The following is a 2177-nucleotide window of genomic DNA, read 5'->3' as shown; positions in this document are numbered from 1 at the left end:
ATTTTCCTTCGGAAAATCCTCGCACACAAGCACGCAACGTTCCTTACACATAAACGTTACCACACATTTGAAAAAAATAATCGTCATAGCATCATTAATTCTAATCGGAACAACCGCATTCGGGCAAAATAAATCCGAAATTCAATATGAATTGACCGAATTCGATAGTCTTACACATATAGAAATATATCGAATTGAGGTTGCTGAATATCAAAGATTAGAATTAATTGAACTTAGGAATGGCGAATTTGAAGGTAGTTTAATCCATTCTGTCTGGAAAACAAACAGAAAAGAAGAACAAAAGAAAAAAATTACCCAAAAAATAAGAATACCTGAAAAAATGGTAAAAAAATTAATGGTAGAATTGAGGAATAGAGGATATGAAAACTTGAAAGACTGTGGCGAAATTAGAGATTGTATTGTTGGACTGGACGGAACTACAATTACTTTCAATATGCTGAAAAACGGAATTAATAAAAGTGCTTCATACTGGGAATTGGAATTGGACTATTACTACAAAACAAATTCAGTAGAAATACCAAAAGAAGTTTTAGAAGCAAGAAAAATATTAGAAATTATAAACGAAGAAATTGACTTAAAAAAACAATTTGAAAATTATACAAGTCGATTACCAATTGGAAAATATATGTTCAACGGAATAATTATGGAAAAGAAAAAAAACGTGTGGTAACACCGTATATAAAAAATTGCTATTTTGTGCTTAACCAATGTTAGTTGCTTTGTTTGCTAGCTTCTGATTTTCCTTCGGAAAATCCTCGCACACAAACACGCAACTTTCCATATACATAAACGTTGGGGCACATTAAAAAATGACGACTAAAATCATAACCATATTATTCGGACTGACTTTTTTGATTCTTGGACTGAATTATGGTTCGCCTATTGAAATTATGTTCCAACCAGGACATAGAATCGGAACTTTAATACTTACAGTTTTAATTGGAATGACCTTTTATTTTTTATTAAAACAAAGTTCAAAAATTAAACCTCAATGGTTCAAAATACTTGGACTCGGATTGACAGGAATTGTGTTTTTACCATATTTATGGATTGGAATTTGGACAGTAATACCTGCCATTTTTTCGTCTGACTATCCAATCTTTGAGGATATTTCCGAATATTCAAATAAGAAGGGTGAAACTGTAAAAGGACAATTTATGAGAATTAGTGGTTCCATTTACGCATACCAAAACAGAAAAATTATCTATGATTTCAAAAATGGAATAAGAATTTCCTATTTATATCCCGATAACAAAATTAATGGAATTTGGAATTATCACCGATTTGAATCTGACGATGAAATTATTAATAAAACTGACACAATATATACAGCTGAATTTAAAAATGGACGGAAAATAAAATAACGTGCACCAACACCGTGTATAAAAAATTGCTAGTTTTATACTAAACCAATGTTAGTTGCTTTGCTTGCTTGCATCTGATTTTCCTTCGGAAAATCCTCGCACACAAGCACGCAACTTTCCATACACATAAACGTTGTGTTTCATTGCTGAACTCACTCAAAACGGAAAAAAAACCAGTATGTTTTTCGAAATTTTTTTTGAATTTTAAGACAGAATAAACAGCAAAACCATATTGCGGAATTTCAAAAATTACGTTGGACTCTCACTCAAATGTGGAATAAAAAACGCGTCGGACTTTAAGCTTGTGTTGCGGAATAAAATCCAAAAAAACTTCTGACTGACCAAAGCAGTGCGCAACTGTTGCGTCGGACTGATCAGCNAGTTGCTTTGCTTGCTTGCATCTGATTTTCCTTCGGAAAATCCTCGCACACAAGCACGCAACTTTCCATACACATAAACGTTGTGTTTCATTGCTGAACTCACTCAAAACGGAAAAAAAACCAGTTTGTTTTTCGAAATTTTTTTTGAATTTTAAGAAAGAAAAAACCGAAAAATAGTGTTGCGGATTTTCAAAAATCACGTTCGATTCTCACTCAAATGTGGAATAAAAAAACGCATCGGACTTTTAGCTCGTTTGCGGAATAAAAACCAAAAAAACTTCTGACTGACCAAAGCTGTGCGCAAGTGTTGCGTCGGACTGATTAGCGAAACGCAAAAAAAACGACTGACCAAAAATTGTAAGAAAAAAAACAACGAAAACACAACACCGTGTATAAAAAATTGCTAGTTTTA

General features: G+C 32.7%; 2 protein-coding genes. Both read left to right on the top strand.

Translation table 11 applies throughout. From position 1 onward, the window contains the following. Window positions 1-691, top strand: a 691-nt coding sequence (locus ACFQ0I_RS15835; RefSeq protein ID WP_379943936.1) for a hypothetical protein, incomplete at its 5' end; no start/stop codon positions are given. A 139-nt stretch (window positions 692-830) separates the two neighbouring features. Continuing rightward, window positions 831-1385, top strand: a complete 555-nt coding sequence (locus ACFQ0I_RS15830) for a hypothetical protein (RefSeq protein WP_379943935.1) — start codon at window positions 831-833, stop codon at window positions 1383-1385. Window positions 1386-2177: the final 792 nt, after the last annotated feature.

It is taken from the genome of Mariniflexile aquimaris, assembly GCF_042676825.1.
GTDB lineage: Bacteria > Bacteroidota > Bacteroidia > Flavobacteriales > Flavobacteriaceae > Mariniflexile > Mariniflexile aquimaris.
This window is presented reverse-complemented; position numbering and strand designations above follow the sequence as displayed.